Annotated in this window: 18 protein-coding genes; 6 read left to right on the forward strand and 12 right to left on the reverse strand. The window is 70.7% G+C overall.

Annotated features, from left to right (window positions below):
* The first annotated feature begins 8 nt into the window (after positions 1-8).
* Positions 9-203: a DUF397 domain-containing protein gene (locus ACODT5_RS41700; RefSeq protein ID WP_422524166.1), complete on the forward strand. Its 195-nt coding sequence runs from the start codon at positions 9-11 to the stop codon at positions 201-203.
* Between the two features lie 44 nt (positions 204-247).
* Here ACODT5_RS41700 and ACODT5_RS41705 read toward each other — a convergent pair whose 3' ends face one another.
* Positions 248-2,254, reverse strand: a complete 2,007-nt coding sequence (locus ACODT5_RS41705; protein ID WP_422525195.1) for a CocE/NonD family hydrolase — start codon at positions 2,252-2,254, stop codon at positions 248-250.
* Positions 2,255-2,301: 47 nt separating this feature from the next.
* Positions 2,302-3,819 (reverse strand): peptide MFS transporter, encoded by a 1,518-nt coding sequence (locus ACODT5_RS41710; protein WP_422524167.1) that lies wholly within the window; start codon positions 3,817-3,819, stop codon positions 2,302-2,304.
* A 223-nt stretch (positions 3,820-4,042) separates the two neighbouring features.
* Here ACODT5_RS41710 and ACODT5_RS41715 point away from each other — a divergent pair, with 223 nt between their 5' ends.
* The 4 genes from ACODT5_RS41715 (at position 4,043) to ACODT5_RS41730 (ending at position 7,313) form a co-directional block, all read left to right on the forward strand.
* Positions 4,043-5,053 carry a polyprenyl synthetase family protein gene (locus ACODT5_RS41715; RefSeq protein ID WP_422524168.1) on the forward strand — a complete coding sequence of 337 codons (1,011 nt, stop codon included), beginning with the start codon at positions 4,043-4,045 and terminating at the stop codon, positions 5,051-5,053.
* Positions 5,054-5,318: 265 nt separating this feature from the next.
* Positions 5,319-6,563 carry a LolA family protein gene (locus ACODT5_RS41720; RefSeq protein WP_422524169.1) on the forward strand — a complete coding sequence of 415 codons (1,245 nt, stop codon included), beginning with the start codon at positions 5,319-5,321 and terminating at the stop codon, positions 6,561-6,563.
* 133 nt (positions 6,564-6,696) lie between these two features.
* Positions 6,697-6,900, forward strand: a complete 204-nt coding sequence (locus tag ACODT5_RS41725; protein ID WP_239516343.1) for a ribbon-helix-helix domain-containing protein — start codon at positions 6,697-6,699, stop codon at positions 6,898-6,900.
* Positions 6,897-7,313 carry a hypothetical protein gene (locus ACODT5_RS41730; protein WP_422524170.1) on the forward strand — a complete coding sequence of 139 codons (417 nt, stop codon included), beginning with the start codon at positions 6,897-6,899 and terminating at the stop codon, positions 7,311-7,313. Before ACODT5_RS41725 ends, ACODT5_RS41730 begins: the two co-directional genes overlap by 4 nt.
* Before the next feature lie 63 nt (positions 7,314-7,376).
* On the opposite strand, the gene ACODT5_RS41735 is transcribed toward ACODT5_RS41730, so the two are convergent.
* Both ACODT5_RS41735 and ACODT5_RS41740 read right to left on the reverse strand, forming a co-directional pair.
* Positions 7,377-8,693 (reverse strand): M28 family metallopeptidase, encoded by a 1,317-nt coding sequence (locus tag ACODT5_RS41735; protein WP_422524171.1) that lies wholly within the window; start codon positions 8,691-8,693, stop codon positions 7,377-7,379.
* A 196-nt stretch (positions 8,694-8,889) separates the two neighbouring features.
* Positions 8,890-9,873: a helix-turn-helix transcriptional regulator gene (locus ACODT5_RS41740; RefSeq protein ID WP_422524172.1), complete on the reverse strand. Its 984-nt coding sequence runs from the start codon at positions 9,871-9,873 to the stop codon at positions 8,890-8,892.
* Between the two features lie 138 nt (positions 9,874-10,011).
* Here ACODT5_RS41740 and ACODT5_RS41745 point away from each other — a divergent pair, with 138 nt between their 5' ends.
* Positions 10,012-10,407 (forward strand): RidA family protein, encoded by a 396-nt coding sequence (locus ACODT5_RS41745; RefSeq protein ID WP_422524173.1) that lies wholly within the window; start codon positions 10,012-10,014, stop codon positions 10,405-10,407.
* Between the two features lie 59 nt (positions 10,408-10,466).
* Here the strand turns inward: ACODT5_RS41745 and ACODT5_RS41750 are convergent, their stop codons facing one another.
* From ACODT5_RS41750 to asnB, 8 genes are all read right to left on the reverse strand, one after another.
* Positions 10,467-11,822, reverse strand: coding sequence for a replication-associated recombination protein A (locus ACODT5_RS41750; protein WP_422524174.1), 1,356 nt, complete (start codon positions 11,820-11,822; stop codon positions 10,467-10,469).
* Positions 11,823-11,953: 131 nt separating this feature from the next.
* A complete protein-coding gene (locus tag ACODT5_RS41755; RefSeq protein WP_422524175.1) occupies positions 11,954-12,805 on the reverse strand; it encodes a PhzF family phenazine biosynthesis protein in 852 nt (283 codons plus the stop codon).
* 38 nt (positions 12,806-12,843) lie between these two features.
* A complete protein-coding gene (locus ACODT5_RS41760) occupies positions 12,844-14,556 on the reverse strand; it encodes an asparaginase domain-containing protein (protein ID WP_422524176.1) in 1,713 nt (570 codons plus the stop codon).
* Positions 14,553-15,038 carry a DUF488 family protein, N3 subclade gene (locus ACODT5_RS41765; RefSeq protein WP_422524177.1) on the reverse strand — a complete coding sequence of 162 codons (486 nt, stop codon included), beginning with the start codon at positions 15,036-15,038 and terminating at the stop codon, positions 14,553-14,555. The genes ACODT5_RS41760 and ACODT5_RS41765 overlap by 4 nt, the downstream gene beginning before the upstream one ends.
* Before the next feature lie 15 nt (positions 15,039-15,053).
* Complete coding sequence (locus ACODT5_RS41770) at positions 15,054-16,073, reverse strand: methyltransferase (protein ID WP_422524178.1); 1,020 nt, start codon at positions 16,071-16,073, stop codon at positions 15,054-15,056.
* Between the two features lie 145 nt (positions 16,074-16,218).
* Entirely contained in the window at positions 16,219-16,629 is a 411-nt protein-coding gene (locus ACODT5_RS41775) for a VOC family protein (protein ID WP_422524179.1), read from the reverse strand.
* Positions 16,630-16,711: 82 nt separating this feature from the next.
* Positions 16,712-17,203 (reverse strand): PhzA/PhzB family protein, encoded by a 492-nt coding sequence (locus ACODT5_RS41780; RefSeq protein ID WP_422524180.1) that lies wholly within the window; start codon positions 17,201-17,203, stop codon positions 16,712-16,714.
* Between the two features lie 22 nt (positions 17,204-17,225).
* Positions 17,226-19,064, reverse strand: coding sequence for an asparagine synthase (glutamine-hydrolyzing) (gene asnB, locus ACODT5_RS41785; protein ID WP_422524181.1), 1,839 nt, complete (start codon positions 19,062-19,064; stop codon positions 17,226-17,228).
* Positions 19,065-19,091: the final 27 nt, after the last annotated feature.

Here is a 19,091-nt window from a genome sequence, read left to right on the forward strand (position 1 = left end):
GGCATCCAGTGACAACCGAATTCCCCCGCTGGTTCACCTCCTCCTACAGCAACAACGGCGGTCAATGCGTCGAGGTCGCCACCAACCTCGTCGCCTCGCGCGGTGTCGTCCCCGTTCGGGACTCCAAGCGGGCCGACAGCCCGGTGCTGGACATTTCCGCCGCCGCCTTCGCGGCCTTCGTCGGCGGCGTCAAGGCCGTCTGACAGTCGGCCGGGCCCCGGGCGGTCGCCCGGGGCCCCGGAGGCGGCTAGACCGCCGCTCGTGGCAGGCGGCGCTCCCACGTGCGGTGGAAGAGGACCTCGTCGCCCTCGCGGCACACCACCTCGTTCGAGGTCAGGAAGCCGCCCTCGTCGCAGGTGATTTCCGAGCGGGTCACCACCGAGACGTCCCATCCCAGCTCCGGGCGGTGCAGTCGTACCGTCCAGGTGGAGTGGGTCCGGGCGGACAACGGGTCCGCCTCCTGGATCTCGTACACCTCCAGCGCGTCCTCGCTGAACTCCAGGCCGTCGGGGTAGACGCGGGTGCCGCCGTAGCGGGGGTCCACCTCCAGGCGCCACACACCGCGCGCGACGTCCCGTACGACCAGCCGTTCCGGGCGAGGGGCGTCCAGGGTCGCCGGGTAGGAGACGCCCAACCCCTCCGACTGCTCGGGAGCCTCGAAGAGGATCGGCTCCTCGTCGGCGGAGGCATCGCGGATCGGGAGTTCCAGCGCGCTGCCCGCCGGGTCCAGGGTCCAGCCCGCCTCCGAGCCGGCGCGCGGCCAGATCCACGGCCAGTAGGCCGAGGACAGGGCGACGCGGATCCGGTGCCCCGGGGGGAAGGAGTGGCCGATGCCGTTCAGCTCGAAGTGCACGTCCTCGTACGAGCCGACCGGCCACGGCGCCGCCTTGTCCCGGCCCTGCCGGGAGGACAGGTTCAGTACGCCACGGGTGACCAGCGTGGAGGAGCCGTCCGGGGCCACGTCGCAGAGGCGGGCCACCACCTGGCCGTACGGGACGTCCATCCGCAGGCGCAGGCGGACCACCGGGCGGCCCAGGATCTCCACCGGGCCGGAGCCTTCGCCCACCGGGAACTCGAAGCAGGCCGACTTCGCGTCCTCCTCGCGCTGGTCGGGCGGCAGGTCGGCGTCGTTGCCGAAGGGGAAGAAGCGGCCGGCGTCCAGGCCCGTGTGCTGCGGGGAGGCCACCACGACCGGCGCGCCCTGGAAGGCGTACGTCACCGGGTCGACGTTCGGGGAGGGCCAGGACGGGTCGCCCACCCAGCGGCCGGGGAGGGTCGGGTAGGTGGTCGCGGGCGGGTGCGACTCGGAGATCCAGGAGCGGAGGAGGGGTTCGGACATGACCCCGGTGTCCTTGCCCTTGAGCCAGTGGTCCCACCAGCGCAGGGTCTCCTGGAGGAAGCCGATCGCGGGGCCGGGGGGCAGTCCCCGGTCGGGGTACTGGTGCGACCAGGGGCCGATCAGGCCGCGGACCCGGTCGGCGGGCAGGGCCGCGACCAGGCGGAGCACCGTGTCGCGGTACGGGTCGTGCCAGCCGCCGACCGCCAGGACGGCCGCGCCGATCGCGCCGTAGTCCTCGCAGACGGAGCCGTGGCGCCAGTACGCGTCGCGGGTCTGGTGGGAGAGCCAGGTGTGGACGAGGGGTTCCACCGCGCCGAGGCGGGAGAGCCACTGGTCGCGCCAGCCCTCGCCCGCGTACAGCGGGTCCGGCGGGCGGGAGGCGAAGGCGAGCATGGTCGCCGCCCACGCGTGCATGTCCACGGCGAGCAGGGAGCCGCCCATGTAGTGCACGTCGTTGTCGAAGCGGTCGTCCGTGGAGCAGACCGTGACGATCGCCTTGAGGGGTTCGGGGGCCAGGGCGGCGATCTGGAGGCTGTTGAAGCCGCCCCAGGAGATGCCGAACATGCCGACCGACCCCGTGCACCAGGGCTGGGCCGCCAGCCATTCGACGACCGCGACGCCGTCGGCCAGCTCCTGGGCGTCGTACTCGTCGCCCGGGTCGCCGCCGCTGTTGCCGTGGCCGCGCACGTCGACGCGTACGGAGGCGTAGCCGTGGCCCGCGTACCAGGGGTGGCGCTGCCAGTCGCGCGGGGCGGTCCAGTCGGTGAGGCGGTACGGGAGGTACTCCAGCAGCGCCGGGACGGGCTCGTCGGTGACCGGGCGCCAGATGCGGGCGTAGAGGTCGGTGCCGTCCGGGAGGGGGATCCGGACGTCCTCGCGGGTGGTCCCGTAGGGGAAATCGGTACGGATGATCATCGGGGGTCTCTCACCCATCTCCTCGGAGGGCCGGCGGACGGTGGAAGTCAGTGGACCGGGTGCATCGTGCGCTTCAGCCACGGCGCGGCCGCGATCACCGCGAGCCCCACCGCCACCGCGATGGCGCCGTTCACGCCGAAGTAGGCGGGGTGGGAGACCTGGTCGTAGAGCTTGACCACCTGCGCCTGGATGCCGTTGGCCAGGGCCAGGGACAGGAACCACAGGGCCATCGTCTGGCTGGCGAACGCCTTCGGGGCGAGCTTCGTGGTGGCCGACATGCCCGAGGTTTCGAGGAGGATGTCGCCGAGTCCGAGCAGCAGGTAGGAGCCGATGATCCACCAGGCGGCCATCTTGTACGTGTCGCCGCTGTGCCCCGAGGTCGGGATGACCATCAGGAGGAAGGACAGGCCGCCCAGGATCACGCCGATGGCGATCTTGTTGGAGGCGTGCGGCTGCTTGTGGCCCATCCGGACCCACAGCGCGGCGACGACCGGGGCCAGGAGCACCTCGAACGCGCCGAGCGCGGAGGCGTACCAGCCGGCCGGGAAGGTGAAGCCGAGGATCTCGGTGCGGGCGTTCGTCGACGCGAGCAGCATCATCGTCGAGTAGGCCTGGAAGAGGATGAAGTTGAAGGCCACCGAGGCGAGGAAGAGGACCACGTACGGGCGCAGGCGGCCCCGTTCGGCGGGCGTCACCCGGTCGCTGCGGAACATGATCGCGAAGTAGACGATGGGTGCGATCACCGAGACCAGGGTGAGCAGGTCGACGAAGCGGTCCATCGTCAGCCAGCCCAGCAGGGCCAGAAGAGTGGCGAGCGCGGCGAAGAGCAGGATTCCGCCGATGATCTTCATCACAGCGGAGCGCATCGCGTCGGGTGCGAGGGCGAACTCGGCCGAGTGTTTGCGTCCCGCCAGATGGCGGCGGCCGGCCACGTACTGGATCAGGCCCGCGGTCATGCCGATCGCTGCGGCCGAGAAGCCCCAGTGCCAGCCCTGGTGCTCGCCGAGCCAGGCGGTGATCAGGGGGCCGGCGAAGGCGCCGATGTTGATGCCCATGTAGTAGAGGGCGAAGCCGGCGTCGCGCCGGTCGTCGTCCGTCTTGTACAGCTTGCCGACCATGCTGGCCACGTTCGGCTTCAGCAGGCCGGTGCCGGCGCTGATCAGGCCGAGGCCCACCCAGGTCATGGCGGCGGTGGGCACGGCCATGGCGTAGTGGCCGCAGGCGATCAGGATGCCGCCCCAGAGCACGGCGCGGTACGAACCGAGGATCCGGTCGGCGAGCCACCCGCCGGCGACGGAGACGAGGTAGACCATGGTCCCGTAGGCCGCCGAGACGGAGGCCGCGGTGCCCGGGTTCATCCCCAGGCCGCCGTTGGCCACCGTGTCCGCGAAGTAGAGGACGAGGATGGCCTGCATGCCCAGGAACGAGAAGCGCTCCCAGACCTCCAGTCCGGAGAGCGTGGCAAGGCCCCTGGGGTGCCCGAGGAAGGCGTGGTCGTCGCCGGGCGGCGGCTGGTCGGCCTCCGGGTCGGAAGGCTCGTCTATATCGGTAGAAGTTCTGGACAAAACGCATTCTCCGGTTGTTTCGGCTGCTCTAGAACATACCGGGGCGCATGGGGCGCCGCCTGGCCGGTGCGCGGCCGGTGTGCGACCGGTGCGCGGCCCGTGGCCGGACAGGCGCCCTGGGTGATCGAAAACAGACCCGATACGCTGGCTTGAGTGATGGCAGCGACACATCGACAATCCGTGTGATCGTCAAGGTGATCGTCAGCAGACAGGAGTACCCCTCGTGACCGTCGTCGGGCCGTTCGGACTGAGCGTGCGGGACCAGGCTCTTGAGACGGATGTCCAGGCCGGACTGGCCGCCGTCGAGGCGGGTCTGCTGGAAGCCACCAAGAGCGAAGTCCCCTTCATCACCGAGGCCGCACAGCACCTGGTCCGCGCAGGCGGCAAGCGGTTCCGGCCGCTGCTGGTGATGCTCGCGTCCCGGTTCGGCGATCCCTACGCGCCCGGGATCGTCCCCTCCGCCGTGGTCGTGGAGCTCACCCACCTGGCGACGCTCTACCACGACGACGTCATGGACGAGGCGGACGTGCGCCGCGGCGTGGAGAGCGCCAACGCCCGCTGGGGCAACTCCGTGGCCGTCCTGACGGGTGACTTCCTGTTCGCCCGGGCCTCGCACATCCTGGCGGACCTCGGCCCCGAGGCCGTACGGGTCCAGGCCGAGGCGTTCGAGCGGCTGGTGACGGGCCAGATCCTGGAGACGGCCGGCCCGCGCGACGGCCGCGACCCGGTCGAGCACTACCTCGACGTCATCGCCGGCAAGACCGGCTCGCTGATCGCGGTCTCCGGCCGCTTCGGCGCGATGATGTCCGGCGCCGACGAGTCGGTCGTCGACATCCTGACCCAGTACGGCGAGCGGCTCGGCACCGCCTTCCAGCTCGCCGACGACGTCCTGGACATCGCCTCCGACTCGCACGAGTCCGGCAAGACCCCCGGCACCGACCTGCGCGAGGGCATCCCCACGCTGCCGGTCCTGCGGCTGCGGGAGATGGCGGAGCAGGGCGGCGACCCCGACGACCTGGAGCTCGTACGGCTCCTGGACGGCGATCTGACGGACGACGCCCGGCACGCCGAGGTGCTGGCCCGGCTGCGGGTCCACCCGGCCCTGGAGCAGGCGCGCAAGGACACCGTGCGGTACGCGGAGGAGGCGCGGGCCACGCTGGCCCCGCTGCCCGACTGCTTCGCGAAGTCGGCGCTGGTGGAGCTCTGCGACGCGGTGGTCCACCGCGCGGGCTGACCCGGGCACACCCACCGAAGTCAGGGGCGAGGGCCCGGCAACCCCTACGGGTGGGGGATGCCGGGCCCTCGTCATGTCATCCCTGGGGCGTACGCACAGTTGGCTCCGGGGGCTGACGCCCCGCCCCCCTCTTCTTTGGTCAGATAGAGGCACATCCCCACCAGATCGGGTGAGAGTGGCGGCGAGGGGTGGACGTGGTCGCATGGTCGACCACATACGAAACGGGTAGGTCGCCGCCGTACACACAGAGGTAGGGCAGACAGACATGGCAACGAACGCAAAGACCCGCAAGGCCGCTCGGTACGCCGTACCGGTCGCGGTGTTCGGTGTGGTCGCCGGCACGATCGCGATGGTTCCGGCCTTCGCGAACGCCGGGGGACCGGACCTTCCGAAGGTGACGGCCCAGCAGCTCATCGAGAAGATCGCGGCCTCGGACGTGCAGCAGCTGTCCGGCAGCGCCAAGATCAGCACGGACCTGGGACTGCCGAGCCTGCCGGCCGGCCTGCTGGGCGGCGGTGGCGGCGTGACCGGCGGCTCCGCGGACCCGCAGGAGAAGCTCTCCCAGCTGGTGAGCGGCACCCACACCTTCCGCGTGGCCGCCGACGGCCCGGACCGCCAGAAGCTCACCTTCGTCGACGGCAAGGACGAGTACAGCCTCGTCCACAACGGCGACGACGTCTGGGGATACGACTCCAAGTCGAAGGAGGTCTTCCACGAGAAGGCCCCCACCGACAAGGGCGACAAGGGCGGCAAGAGCTCCGAGCGAAAGACCGGCGAGGGCCTGCCGGGCACCCCGCAGGAGATCGCCCAGGAGGTCCTGAAGGCCGCCGGGCCGACCACCGACATCAGCGTCGGCGACACGGCCCAGGTGGCCGGGCGCGACGCCTACCAGCTGGTCCTGAAGCCGAAGGGGACCGGTTCGACGGTCTCCTCGGTGAAGATCTCGGTGGACGCGAAGAACGGCATGCCGCTGCGCGTGCAGCTGCTCTCCACCGACGGCGGCAAGCCGATCGTGGACGCCGGCTTCACCAAGGTGGACTTCGCCAAGCCCGCCGCCGACACCTTCGCCTTCACCCCGCCCAAGGGCGCCAAGGTGACCGAGGGCGCGGCCGGCGAGCACGGCAAGGGCGGCAAGGACGGCAAGGACGGCACGGACAAGGGCCTGGACGCGCTGGGGGCCATCCCCGGTCTGGACGGCCTGACCGGCGGCGCCGCGGGCGCCAAGGGCGAGCCGAAGGTCCTCGGCGAGGGCTGGACCTCGATCGCCCGGATCGAGACCGGCGCGACCAACACCCTCAAGGGCCTGGACGACGCGGCGAAGGACAAGAACGCGCCCAAGGGCGCCTCGCAGTTCCTCGACTCCCTCGGGGAGAAGGTCTCCGGGAAGTTCGGCGAGGGCCGCGTCCTGAAGACCCGCGTGGTCAACGCGCTGATCACGGACGACGGCAAGGTCTACGTCGGCGCGGTCACCAAGGCCGAGCTGGTGAAGGCGGCCGACGCGAACAAGTAGCCGACGCGAACGAGTAGCCGACGCCGTCACGTAGGCGGTACCGGCAGTCAAGGGTGGGCAGGGGACTGTGTCCCTGCCCACCCTTGGGCCGTTCCGGCCCTGCGTACAGCGGGCCCGCTGTACCGTGAAAAGCATGTCGAGACACGTCACCATCCGCCTGGAAGAAGAGTTCCACGAACGCCTCAAGGCGCGTGCGGCGGCCCTGGGCACGACGGTCACCGCTCTGATCACCGAAGTCACGGAACGCGAGCTCGACGAGGACCGGAAGAACTTCCTGTCCGGGATCGAGGAGTTCGCCGACCACTGGGGCTACTTCCAGGAGCGGTTCGGGCATTGAAGATCACCATGGAGTGGGCCTGGACCGCTCTGGCCCACCATCTCCCGTCCGATCCCGCCGTGTGGGATCCCTCCGGAGTGGCCGCCGCCGTGGCCCGTCACCAGAACGACCTCGTCCTGGTCCCCGAACAGCCCGCCCCGGACACCGCGTGGCGGGCCGCCGCGTTTCTGCACACCCTCGCCGTCTGCCCGGCGCTGGAATCCCCGATGAACGAGTTCTACGCCGCCGCCGCCACCCGCTCGTACCTGCGGGTCGCCGGGGCCAAGCAGCTGCCCTCGCCCGAGGAACTCGGCGACCTGGTGGAGGCCGCGAAGCTGGGCCACGCCGATGTCGCGGCGGTCGCGGAGGAACTGCGGGCCCGGATCCAGGAGCCGCTGTCGGCGTCGCTCCGGGGGCCCGCGCAGGACTCGTAGCACGGCCGGGGGCTCCGGCGCGATCCGGTCGGGATCGCGCCGGAGCCCCGGGGGACCGACGTATCAGAAGGTGATCTTCCAGCTGTTGATGTAGCCGACGTCCTGCGCCGCCACGTCCTTGACCTGGAGCTTCCACACGCCGTTGGCGACCTCGGAGGAGGCGTTGACCGTGACGGACTTGACGATGTTGTCCGCGCTGCCGCCGGTGCGGTTGTGCAGGTTGTACAGGGTGCCGTCGGGGGCGACGAGGTCGACCACCAGGTCACCGATGTAGGTGTGGACGATGTTCACGTCGACCTTGGTGGTGGCCGGCGCGTTGCCCGTGACGCCCGAGACCGTGATCGGCGAGTTCACCGCGGCGGCCGGGGAGTCCGGGATGGTCACGTCCGCGGTGTTCTCGAAGGACGGGCCCGGCGGGACCGGGACGGCGTACCCGAGGTTCCAGATCGCGTAGGCGATGGCGTCGGAGTTGCGGTCCAGGGCGGTGTCGTTGATGTTCGACGTGTTGTCGCAGGAGGAGTGGTAGCAGCGGTCGAAGGCCTGACCGGAGGTGCCGCCCCACTTCGTCGCCTGCGCCGCCGTCTTGGTGTTGCTGGCGCCGGTGAAGAGGCCGCCGACGGGGATGCCGACGTTCTTGAAGGACGCGTGGTCGGAGCGGCCGTCGCCCTCGGTCTCGATCTCGGTCGGGACGCCGAGGCCCGCGTAGTAGTTCTTGAAGGTCTGCTCGATCGTCGGGTCGTCGTCGTAGACGAAGTAGCCCGGGTTCGGCGAGCCGATCATGTCGAAGTTCAGGTACCCGGCGAACTTCGCCCGCTCGGCGGTCGGCAGGTTGGTGACGTAGTACTTCGAGCCGACCAGGCCCAGCTCCTCCGCGCCCCACCAGCCGAAGCGCAGGTGCTTCGTGGGCGTGAGGCCGGCCCGGGAGACGGCGAGGGCGGTCTCCAGGACGGCCGCGCTGCCGGAGCCGTTGTCGTTGATGCCCGCGCCGGAGGTCACCGAGTCGAGGTGGGCGCCGGACATCAGGACCGAGTTGGGGTCGCCGCCCGGCCAGTCGGCGATCAGGTTGTAGCCGGTGGCACCGCTGGAGGTGAAGGTCTGCAGGGTGGTCGTGAAGCCGGCCGCGTCCAGCTTGGCCTTGACGTAGTCGATCGAGGCCTTGTAACCGGTCCTGCCGTGGGCGCGGTTGCCGCCGTTGGCGGTGGCTATCGACTGCAGCTGCGTCAGGTGTGCCTTGACGTTGGCGAGCGGGATGTCGGGCGGCGTGGGCGCGGCGGCGACCGAGGTCGGCGAGGCGAGCGCGGCGGGGGCGGTGGCGGCGAACAGGCCGGCGACCGCGAGGGCGGTCACGGTGGCGATGCGCCGGGAGACGGACAGGCTCATGTGGGGGCTCCGGGATTCCGTACTGGGGATGTGTGCGGAACGTGCGGGTGGCGCGGGTGAGCGTGCCTGGGCGCCGGCGCTACTGCGTGGGTACGACAGTGCGTCGTGCGTCAGTGCGAGCCTGATGTTGGGCGAGAGGGTGACTGTCCGTCAAGAACGTAATTCGGTCAACCCTGTTCGGAAACCGGACAGGGCCCTACTGGGGGGCGCTCCCGCCCCCGTAGCGGACGGCGATCGTGGCGGCGCGGTTGTGCAGGGAGGTGCGCAGTCCCTGCGGGGCCAGGACCTCCGCGTACGCGGCGTGCTGCCACAGGGCCCATTCGGCGTGCCGCGCGTCCTGGAACACCACGCTCATCCTCAACCAGCCGTCCGCGTGGGCCTCTTCGTCGCGGACGGCCAGTGCGGTGTCCACCAGCTGGTCCCGCCGCGCCGGGTCCACCCGGACCAGCACGGTGAGCTGGTCGCCCCCGGCCCGCAACTGCGCGTTGTGCTCCTGCCAGGTCCGGTCCAGGTCGACGGTGTCCGGCCGCTGCGCGGGTTCGTCGAGCGCCTCGGCGGCCAGCACCAGGGACAGCCGGTAGGTGCGGTCCGCGCCGTACCTGGTGGCCAGCAGATAGCCCTGCCCGCGTACGGTGACCAGGCCGATCGGGTCCACCGTGCGCCACTTCGGGACCTGGCCCGCCGCCGCGTAACCGAGCCTCAGCTTGCGTCCGGCGAACACCGCGTGGCGGATCTCCGCCACGACGGCGTCGGACACCTCGTCCGCGGCCACCCGGCGCGAGAGGAGGTCGGTCTCCGGGTCGATGAGCAACCGCTGTGCGGCGCCGGCCGCGGAGTCCCGGAGGTTCTCGGGCAGCGCGTCGACCAGTTTGAGCATGGCCGAGGCGAGCGCCGAGCCGAGGCCGAACAGCTGCGATCCGCGTCGTGATCCGGCGACCACCAGGGCGAGCGCCTCGTCGTGGTTCAGTCCCGTGAGCGCTGTCTGGAAATCGGGCAACAGCGTGAAACCGCCGTGCCGGCCGCGTTCCGCGTAGACCGGCAGGCCGGCCGCGGACAGTGCCTCCACGTCGCGCAGCACCGTACGGGTGGACACGCGAAGCTCGCGGGCCAGGGCGTCCGCCGTCATCCGGCCGCGCTGGCGCAGAAGGAGCACTAACGAGACTAATCGGTCGGCGCGCATATAGAAATGTTAACGAAAATACATGACCGAAGGTGTCGTATTTAGTTGCAAGGCTCCTTCACACGACGTCAGAGCTGGGCGGCTGCCGAGCCGATGGGCGTCCGTACCTTCACGTGAATCGAATGGAGCTTGTGCGACATGGAACGAACTGCGGTCAACCCGGTGTCGTGGTCGGTAGAGATGGGCTTCAACCAGGGCGAGGTCGTCTCCGGACACTCGCGCACCCTGTACATCTCGGGACAGACCGCGATGAGCAGCGAGGGCAAGCCCGAGCACGACGGTGACCTGGCGGCGCAGCTGGCGCTGAGCATCGCCAACCTTGAGGCGGTGCTCGCCGAGGCCGGCATGACCCTCGCGAACCTCGTCCGGCTCAACGTCTACACGACCGACGTCGACCTGCTCTTCCAGCACTACGGTCTGCTGGCGGGAAAGCTCGGCGCCGCCCAGGTCGCGCCGACCACCACGATGCTCGGGGTCTCGCGTCTGGCGATCCCCGGCCAGCTGGTCGAGCTCGAGGGCACCGCCGTCGCGTAACGCGACCGTGTCCGTGCCGCTGCTCGTGCCCCTCGAACCGGCACGGGCAGTGGGTGGGCTTACCCCTGGTCCCCCCGGTCCCCCCGGACCACACGGCGGAGCCTGGCGAGGCGCTCGTGCAGGACGTGCTCCCCGCCGTGCCGAGTGGGGCGGTAGTAGTCCTTCCCCACGAGCTCGTCCGGTGGGTACTGCTGCTCCTGGACCCCGTCCGTGGCCTTGTGGGGGTACCGGTAGCCGATCGCGTTGCCCAGCTCCCGGGCGCCCGCGTAGCGGCCGTACCGCAGGTGGGCGGGGATCTCGCCGACGGCACCCGCCCGGACGTCGGCCATGGCCTCGTCGATCCCGGTGATCAGGGCGTTCGACTTCGGCGCCGTGGCCAGGTGCACGGTGGCCTGCGCCAGGGCGAGGCGCGCTTCGGGCATCCCGATCAGCTGGACCGTCTGCGCCGCCGCGACGGCCGCCTGCAGCGCCGTGGGGTCGGCCAGTCCGACGTCCTCGCTGGCGTGCACCAGCAGCCGTCGCGCGATGAACCGCGGATCCTCCCCGGCCACGAGCATGCGGGCCAGGTAGTGCAGCGCGGCGTCGGGGTCCGAGCCGCGGATCGACTTGATGAACGCGCTGATGACGTCGTAGTGCTGGTCGCCCTGCCGGTCGTAGCGCACGGTGGTCCCGGCGACGGCCCGTTCCACGGCCGCTACGTCGATCACGGTGCCGCCGGTGTCGGTCACCCCGTCGGCACTCGCCTCCAGCGCGGTCAGCGCGCTGCGGGCGTCGCCGGCGGCGAGGCGCACCAGGACGTCCTCGGCCTCGGGGGACAGCGAGACCGAACCGCCGAGGCCGCGCTCCTCCTTCACCGCCCGCCGCACCAGTGCGCGCAGGTCCTCCTCGTCCAGGGACCGGAGCTGGAGCACCAGCATCCGCGAGAGCAGCGGCGTCACCACCGAGAACGACGGGTTCTCCGTGGTGGCGGCGACCAGCAGGACGAGCCGGTCCTCGACGGCTCCGAGCAGGGCGTCCTGCTGGTTCTTGGAGAAGCGGTGCACCTCGTCGATGAACAGCACGGTCCGCCGGCTCTGGCGGTCCCGGCGAAGACGGGCCTCGTTCATCACCTCGCGCAGTTCCCTGACCCCGCTGGAGAGCGCCGACAGGGCCACGAAATGGCGGGTGTCGACGGCGGCGAGCAGGCGCGCGATCGTGGTCTTCCCGGTCCCGGGGGGCCCGTAGAGCAGCACGGACGAGGCCTCCCCGCCCTCCGCCAGCCGGCGCAGCGGCGCGCCGGGACCCAGCAGGTGCGCCTGGCCGACGACCTCGGCGAGCGTCCGCGGCCGCATCCGCACCGCGAGCGGCGCGGTGGCCCCCACGGCCCCGGTCTCCGTGGGCGGCGGGGCGGCTTCGGACAGCGGTAACTCGAACAACCCGTCACCCTCGGACACGTGCGGCGGCCCTTCCTCTGTGGATCGGTCACTCGTCGTTCTCGGCGGCCGTCGGAGGCCATCCGCGGCCGGTCAGCGGCCGTCAGCGGCCATCGGAGGCCGTGGGCGGGCGGCTACGCGTACAGCGTTCCCCGTGCGATGACCACGGCGGATCCCGCCACGTAGACCGAATCGATCCGCTCCGGCGTCCCCATGGCCCGGGCGTGCATCGTCGAAGGACGGCCCATCTCGACCCCCTGGCGGATGCTGATCCACTCCCCGAAGGGGATCAGGCCGTGCCGGGCCAAGTGTACGGCGAGCGACCCGGCGGCCGAGCCCGTGGCCGCGTCCTCCACCACGCCGTAGGCGGGCGAGAACATCCGCAGTCTCCAGTGGGTGCCCGAGCCGGCGAAGCAGTTGGCGGCCATGTCGGGCAGCCTCGCCAGACTCCTGTGCTCCGGCTCCAGGGCGGAGAGCGCGGCCACGCCGTCCAGGCCGACGAACACGTGCCGCGGGCCGTTGTGGTAGACCTCGACCGGCAGCGTACTGCCGGTGGCCGCGAGGCCGAGGGCGGCGAGCAGTTCGTCCGTGCGGTCGTAGTCCTCCCACGTCGGGACGGGCTGCCACATGCCGGCCGCGCCGGCCCGGCCCTCGTCGTCACGCTCGAGTTCGAACGCGACGGTGCCCATGGCGGTCTCCATCAGCAGCTCCTTCGAGTCGTGCGACTCGCCGAGCACGATGGCCGTGCCCAGGGTCGGATGCCCGGCGAACGGAAGCTCGTTGACGGGGGTGAAGATGCGGACCCGCACATCGCCGTCGTCCTCCGCGGGGAGGACGAAGACCGTCTCCGACAGGTGCATCTCCTGCGCGATCTGCTGCATGCGCTCGGTGGACAGACCGGAGGAGTCCAGGAAGACCGCGGTCGGATTTCCTTCCAGCGGGACCTTGGTGAAGACGTCGGCCACCACGTACTCGTACGTATCCATGCGTTCCGTCCCAGAAGCGGTGTCAGTGTGGGTGGGTGTCAATGCGTGTCGAACAGGGCCTGGTACCGGGCGACCGCCCGTACCGTGGCCGCGTACTCGGCGGGCGTCGGGGCGAACGGATCCGCGGCCGGGGGCAGGGCGCCGAACTTGAGCAGCGCGGCCATGAGGAGCAGGCGCGCCTTGGTTGCCGTGAGGTTGTTGCCCGAGATGAACGCCGGATCCGTCCGGTACGCCATGCCCCCGGTGTTGCCGCGACCCGTACGGACCACCGGCATGCCGGCGAAGACGGCGACGCCCAGCGCCGCGTTCTTGGCCGGGTCGGCCATCCCGAACGGTGACATGCCCTCACAGACGAATCCGGTCAGCGGCGCGCCCGCGAGGCCGGCGTCGATCCGGGCGAGGATCTCGACCTCGTCGTCGGAGGGGGACGGGTGGCCGGCGCTCGCGCCCGTGGCCGCGTACCGGCTGTACTTGGTGATCGAGACGTGCGGCATGGCGGCGGGCACGAGCCCGCCGGCGTCCTTGGTCTCCACGTCGATCAGGGACACGCCGGTGCCCAGGGCCCCGGTGACGCCGGCCACCCGGTCGGGGAGCGCGCTCAGGCGCAGCTCCGAGCGGTGGGTGTGCCTGCGCGCCGGGAGGTAGGTGAGCTGCGGGGGACCGTAGCCGCCCATGTCGGCGACCACTCCTCCGTGCCCGCCGGTGACCTCGTACCCTCCGGGCCGGGCGTCGACCTTGGTCACGTCGCGGGCCGAGTAGACGAGTTCGTCGACGATCACGCAGGCGCCGATGCGGTCCGCGCCCGTTTCGTCCAGGGCGACGCCCGACGCGATGAACTTCACGCCGTCCACCACGTTGCGGTCGCCGTCGGCGCTCAGGGACTGGTGGCGGCGCTGGGCCGCGTGCCCGACGAGCGGCACCGTGGTGTCGATCACCAGTCCGAGCCAGTACAGGGTCTCGTCGACGGTCGGGCTCCCCTCGAGCCACTGGACGCCGGTGAACCGGCCCGTGTCGAGGACGGCCTGGACCTGGTTGGTGGCCTCGGCCAGGTTCGCCAGGCCCGGCTCGCTCTGGAGGTGGTACGGGTAGTAGACGAAGAAGTCCTGCCCGAGGCGTTCGGCATCGGGGCCCGTGGTGTATCCGCCCGACGGAGCGGCGCGGAAGAAGTCGAAGTCGGCGATCGCACCGAGCGCGACGGTGGTTCCGAGGTCGGCGAGTCCGTACCGCTCGATCTCCTCGTACAGGCGCCGGGCGTCGGGGTAGAACGTCTGCCGGGCCGCTGCCGCCGGTGCGAAGGGCGCCGCCGCGGTCTCCTCCCAGGCGGACCCGTCCGCCTGCCTGCCCATGTAGGGGAGGGGGTAGAGGCCGTCGGCCGGATCGAGTTCGACGACGTACACCGGGGTGGCGTCGTCGAACGGCTGCTCCTGGTGGAACGTTCCCTCCTTGTCGAGCCAGCCGTCCGGCGGGGCGTACAGGTCGGCCGACTCCCGTTCGAGCGGGTGCGCGCTGAACGCCTCGACGTACAAGGTCACGGGCGCCGCGAGCCGCTGGGAACGCAGGACGTCGAAGCGGGAGGGGAGCAGCGGCAGACCGTGGCGCACCCGCGCCTTGTTCGAGGTGACCAGGTCCGGTGTGTTCAGGATCGTCGCCGTCGGTCCGGCGAACACCGCGATCCGCGGTCGCCGCGCGCCGCGCGGAAGCGTCTCGTCCGTCACCGCGTCCGTCACCGCGTCCGTCACATCGTCCGTCACAGCGGCCTCAGGTGTTCGATCGCCACGTGGTGCTGCTCGGCCAGGCGCCGTGCCACCAGCGACCGGTGGCAGGCCTCCGCGTCGCGCTCGACGCAGAACAGCGCCGCGGTCCCGTCGCCCGGCAGCCGCGACACGATCGGGTCGAGGTCGACGGGGTCGAGGATCTCTGCGGTGTAGCGGCGGGTGTACTCGGCGGCGAGCTCGTTGCGGGAGCGCTTGCCTACGCCCTGGCGGTCGTCCTCGGCGTACTGGAGGTGGCGCAGCTCGGTGGTCGGGGCGAGTTCACGGTGGTGCTCGTAGGCGATCCCGGCCTCGGCGAGGGCCGCCTGCAGCCGCAGCGAGTTCGCCCAGGCGTAGTCGGGGCCGCGGACGCCGCGGCGCTGGCGTACGTCGAGCACCAGGCGCACACCGGCCTGGTGGAGTCGTTGCAGGTAGGAATCGACGTCGAAGCCGTAGACGCCGATCGTTGCCAACTTGAGCACCGGAGATCTCCTTCCCTAGGAGTGCGAGGGGGTGCGCGGCGCGATGATCAGGGCGGTCGTCTCGCTGGGCAGCTCCGCGGTCCCGGCGATCTCCAGGCCGGCCCGGTCCAGCAGCCGCGTGATCCTGTCGAGGGTGCGGTGTTCGCCGCCCGTCGTCACCAGGAGGTGCAGGTCCCACAGGGCGGGCAGCACGGTGGGGTCCTCGTCCTCGACGAAACGGTCGAGGATCAGCAGCCGCGACGAGGAGTCGGCCATGGCCCGGCGGATGCTCTCGAGAAGGCCGACGACGGCTTCGTCGTCGTGGCCGGCCAGCACGCGGCACAGGACGTAGACGTCCCCGCCCGCCGGGACGTCCTCGAACATGTCGCCGCCGACCAGCTCGGCGCGGTCCAGCCCGACGGTGGCGGCCAGGTGCTCGCGCGCCTTCGGCATCATGTGCTCGCGGTCGAAGAGCACGCCCCGGGCGTCCGGCACGGCGCCGAGGATGGTGGCGAGCAGGTGCCCGCCGCCTCCGCCCACGTCCACGACCGTCTTGCCCCCGAAGTCGAAGGCCTCGGGCACCTGGTGGAAGAACATGCTCGCGGCGTTCATGGTGTGCTGGAACCGCCTGGCGGTGGCCGCGTCCTCACCGAGGTACTCGTAGAGCGGCCGGCCGTAGGCGACCTCGAATCCCGAGCTCTCCGTGCTGATGGCGTGGTGCGCGTGGCCCCACGCCGAGTAGAACTCCTCGCCGTACAGCAGGCACATGTCGCGCAGGGACTGCGGGCCCTCGAGCAGCGCCGCGCTCACCGGGGTGCCGCGGTAGCCGGTGGCCTCGCTGCCCTCGAACACGCCCATGGCCACCAGGAGGCGCATCAGGCGGTGGATGCCCTGCTCGTTGGCCCCGGTCGCCTTCGCGAGCTCGGCGCCGGAGACACGTCCGGCCGCTATGTGGTCGGGCAGTTCGAGTTTGACCGCGGTGTAGAGCGCCTGCGCCCTCCATCCGCCGGTGATCAGGTCGACCACGTTCCGGGTGGCCTGCACGTCGACTGTCATGGATCCCTCACCATCCCCACTCCCGGCCGCTGCCGGCCGGACCGCTGCGCCGCGGTCTTCCGCGGCAGGACATGAATCTGTGTGCTCCCGGCGCGGGGCGGAGCCGTCGGACGGCTCCGCCCCGCGCCCCGGCAGTCCGGTCGGGTCAGGACCGGCCCTGGGTGATGTTGAACATCCAGGTGATCCCGAACTTGTCGACGAGGGTGCCCGCCTCGTCGCCCCAGACCTGCTGCTCGAGGGGCATCGCCACGGTGCCGCCGGCGGAGAGCTTCTCGAAGTGGTCGCGCAGGTGGGCGTCGTCGCCGCCGAGGTAGAGCGCGACGTTGGTGCCCGGGTTGAAGGGGACCCGCTCCGGGACGTCCCACGCCATCACCGTGAAACCGTCCGCGGTGCTGAGCGTGGCGTGCATGATCTTGTCGGCGTCGGGTGACTCCGGATTGCCGAAGTCGCCGAACGTGCCCAGCTCCAGCTTTCCGCCGAAGATGTCGTGGTAGAACTCCAGCGCCTGGCGGGCGTTCCCGTCGAAGGCGATGTAGGGGTTGAGCTGAGATCCCACGGGATTCTCCTTGTCGTGAGTGTGGACGGCCTGAACGGCCTGAACGGCCCGGATCTGGCAGGGGAGCCGAAGGCGGTGCTTCCTAGGTGGGGATCCCGCCGCGGTTGACCTTCGGCACCTCGATGCCCAGCGCTCGCAGCTGCTGGAGCGGGTTCATGAACTCGCGGTTCTGCTTGATCTTTCCGTCTTCGAGCAGGAAAGAGTGGATGAAGTGGTTGCTGTAGTGGCCGGGCGGATACTCCGGGTAGAGGATCTGGCCCTCCCCGTCGCACTCGACCCAGAACCTGTTCGGGTCCTGCGTCTCGAAGATCTCGACGTTGGTCCATTCCCAGTCGGGGAACATGCGCAGCGACCACTCGCCGTGCGCCTTGAGCTTCTCGTGCCCCTGGGAGGTGATCGGCCGGCCGGTGTCGCTGGTCCACAGGCCGGCGCTGCCGTCCTCGGCGAAGAGCTGGTAGCGCGTCTTACGGGTCTCGCCCTTGCGGCTCATGTAGTCGGCTACGACGGCACGGTGGCGGGCGCGCAGGTCGGAGTCGGCCTCGAGCACCTCGGGCTGGGCGTGGGTGGTTTCCATCTCGATTTCCTCAATTCCCGTTTCAGAGACGCAGTTCGGGGCGGTAGACGTCCAGCCAGGTGCTCAGGTCGAGCACGCGCTCCATGCCGTTGCGGACGTCGAGCGGCATGGAGGCCGGGTCCTGCCGGATGATGTCCTCGAGCCAGCTGCGGTCGACCATGTCGAAGACCGGGTCGTCGGTACCGAGCAGTTCCTTGGACTGCTGCAGCAACGAGCTCGTGTACTGCGGGTCGAGGGTCGCCGGGTAGGGGGCCTTCGTCCGCTCCAGCACCGACTGGGGCAGCAGGTCGGCGGTCGCGGCGCGCAGCAGGCTCTTCTCCCGGCCGTCGAAGGTCTTCATCGACCACGGGGCGTTGTAGACGTACTCCACGAGCCGGTGGTCGCAGAACGGGACCCGGACCTCCAGCCCCACCGCCATGCTGATCCGGTCCTTGCGCTCCAGGAGCATCCGCACGAAGCGGGTCAGGTGCAGGTGGCTCATCACCCGCATCGTCATCTCGTGGTCGCTCTCGCCCTCCGCCCGCTCGACCTCCGCGACGGCGTCGGAGTACCGGTCGGCGATGTACGTCGGCAGGTCGAGGGCGGCGGTGATGCCCGGGTTGAACCGGTCCGACACCTGGGCCTTGGCGCCGCTGACGAAGACCGCCATCCAGGGGAAGGTCTTCGCGGCCTGGACCTCCGGCTGGTGGAACCACCGGTACCCGCCGAAGACCTCGTCCGCGGACTCCCCGGACAGGGCGACCGTGGAGTGCTTGCGGATGGCCTGGAACAGCAGGTAGAGCGAGGTGTCCATGTCGCCGAGGCTGAGCGGACTGTCCCGCGCGGTGATGACGGCCCGCCGCACGTCCGGGTCGGCGATCGAAGCGTGGTCGAGCACGATCGACTGGTGCTGGGTTCCGACGCGGGCGGCCACCTCCCGGGCGTAGGGGGCGTCCGTCGTGCCGCGCAGCTCGTCGGCGACGAAGTCGTCCGCCCGTCCGACGAAGTCCACGTCGAAGCTGCGCACCTTCTCGCCGGACGCGCCGAGCTTGGCGGCGGCCAGTGCGGTGATCACGCTGGAGTCCAGACCGCCGGAGAGCAGGGTGCACCGGGGTACGTCGGAGACCACCTGGCGGCCCACGATGTCCTCGAGCAGGTCCCGCACGTTGCCGATGGTGGTCTTCAGGTCATCGGTGTGCTGCCGGGTGGGCAGCGTCCAGTAGCGGCGCTCGCGCAGGCCGGCGCGGTCCACGATGACGATGCCGCCCGGGACCACCTCGCGCATCCCGCACCACACCGAGCTCCCCGGCGTCTGGGTGAAGCTGACCAGCTCGCGCAGCCCGGCGAGGTCGACCGCGCGCTCCGCCAGCGGGTTGGCGAGGATCGCCTTCGGCTCGGAGCCGAACATCACCCCGTCGGAGGTCTCGTAGAAGTAGAGGGGCTTGACGCCCATCCGGTCGCGGATCAGTACGAGCTTCTCGACGCGGGAGTCCCAGATGGCGAAGGCGTAGATGCCGTTGAGGCGGTCGGCGAGCGCCTCGCCCCACTCGACGTAGCCGTTGAGCACCACCTCGGTGTCGCTGTCGGTACGGAAACGGTGGCCGCGGCGCAGCAACTCGGCCCGCAGCTCGGTGAAGTTGTAGACCTCACCGCTGTAGGTGATCGACACCGGTCCATTGTCGGTCGGCACCACCATGGGCTGGGCGCCGCCCTCGAGGTCGATGACCGACAGCCGCCGGTGCCCGAAGGCCGCGTGCCGCTCGATCCAGGCGCCACCGGCGTCCGGCCCCCGGCAGGCCATGGTCTGCGTCATCGCGTCCAGCTGGGTGCGCTGCTGCTCCAGATCACGGTCGAACGCGATCCAGCCCGTAATTCCACACATCGGCTTGCCTTTCTCTCACTTGGGTCA

The organism is Streptomyces tatrensis (assembly GCF_049310065.1).
In the GTDB taxonomy this organism is placed as follows: domain Bacteria; phylum Actinomycetota; class Actinomycetes; order Streptomycetales; family Streptomycetaceae; genus Streptomyces.